Annotated in this window: 2 protein-coding genes; one reads left to right on the top strand and one right to left on the bottom strand. The window is 73.8% G+C overall.

Features of this window, described 5'->3' with window-relative positions; genetic code table 11:
- Positions 1-273 (bottom strand): sterol carrier family protein (locus ESO86_RS16860; protein ID WP_129235949.1); only part of this gene is annotated, 273 nt, incomplete at its 3' end.
- A 57-nt stretch (positions 274-330) separates the two neighbouring features.
- On the opposite strand from ESO86_RS16860, the gene purD reads away from it, so the two are divergent.
- Positions 331-1,488: phosphoribosylamine--glycine ligase (gene purD / locus ESO86_RS16855; RefSeq protein WP_129235948.1), on the top strand; the 1,158-nt coding region annotated here is incomplete at its 3' end.

The following is a 1,488-nucleotide window of genomic DNA, read 5'->3' as shown; positions in this document are numbered from 1 at the left end:
GCCCGTGGCGAGGCCCAGCCAGGTCGCGGCATCCGTCTCGACGACGTTCGGCGGCGTGCCGCGCGTGTGCCGCGGCCCCTCGATGCACTGCACCGCCCCGAACGGCGGCACGCGCACCTCGACGGTCCCGCCGGGCGCGCGCTCGGCGAGCAGCTGCAGGGTGTACCGCACCGCGAGCGCCAGCGTGTTCCGGTCGACGGATGCCGCAGCATCGGCACGCACCACCGACGCGACCGCGTCGCGCCCCTCGACGTCTCCGATCCTCCGTGGCATCCCCCCATCCTCCCGCACGCCCACGGGCATCGCGAGGGGGTCCGGTAGCCTGAGCGGGTGAGAATCCTCGTCCTCGGTTCGGGCGCGCGCGAGCACGCCATCATCCTCGCCCTGCTCGACGAGGAGGCCGGCCACGAGATCGTGGCGGCGCCCGGCAACGCGGGGATCGCCGCATCCCCCACCTCCTCGGCTCGGGGCAGCGTCGAGACCATCGCACTCGACCCGACCGACCCCGTGATCGTCGCCGACTACGCGATGGACAACGACATCGAGCTCGTCGTCGTCGGCCCCGAGGCGCCGCTCGTCGCGGGCGTCGCCGACGCCCTGCGGACGCGCGGGATCGCGGTGTTCGGCCCGGCCAGGGCCGCCGCCGCGCTCGAGGGGTCGAAGACGTTCGCCAAGCGCATCATGGAGTCGGCCGGCGTGCCCACGGGTCGCGCGAGCCTCGTCGACTCGCTGCCGAAGGTGACCGAGGTCCTCGACGAGTTCGGCGCCCCCTACGTCGTGAAGGCCGACGGACTCGCCGCCGGCAAGGGCGTGCTCGTCACCGAGGACCGCGAGGCGGCGCTCGCGCACGCCGCGCACTACCTGCAGCAGGGGCCCGTGCTGATCGAGGAGTTCCTCGACGGCCAGGAGGTCTCGCTCTTCCTGCTCTCCGACGGCACCAACGTGCTGCCGCTGTCGCCGGCCCAGGACTACAAGCGCCTGCGCGACGGCGACGAGGGCCCGAACACCGGCGGCATGGGCGCGTACTCGCCGCTGCCGTGGCTGGACGAGCGGTTCGGCAGCGAGGAGGCCTTCGTCGACGAGGTCATCGAGACGATCGCGCTGCCGACCGTGAAGCAGCTCGCCGAGGAGCAGACCCCGTTCATCGGGCTGCTCTACGCGGGGCTCATCCTGACCAGCCGGGGCATCCGCGTCATCGAGTTCAACGCTCGCTTCGGCGATCCCGAGACGCAGGTCGTGCTGCCCAGACTGGCGACGCCGCTCTCCGGCCTGCTGTTCGCCGCTGCGACCGGCAGGCTCGGCGAGCTGCCGCGGCCCGAGTTCCGCGACGACGCGGCCGTCACGGTCGTGCTCGCGAGCGAGGGCTACCCCGAATCCCCCGAGACCGGGCGACGGCTCGACGGCCTCGACGCCGCGGCATCCGTGCCCGGCGTGCACCTCGCGCACGCCGCCACCGCGGTCGGGTCGACCGCCGACGACGCCGAGCCG

The organism is Agromyces binzhouensis (assembly GCF_004135055.1).
Taxonomy (GTDB): Bacteria; Actinomycetota; Actinomycetes; order Actinomycetales; family Microbacteriaceae; genus Agromyces; species Agromyces binzhouensis.
The sequence above is the reverse complement of the archived record's forward strand: the minus strand, read 5'-3'. Positions and strand labels throughout refer to the sequence as shown.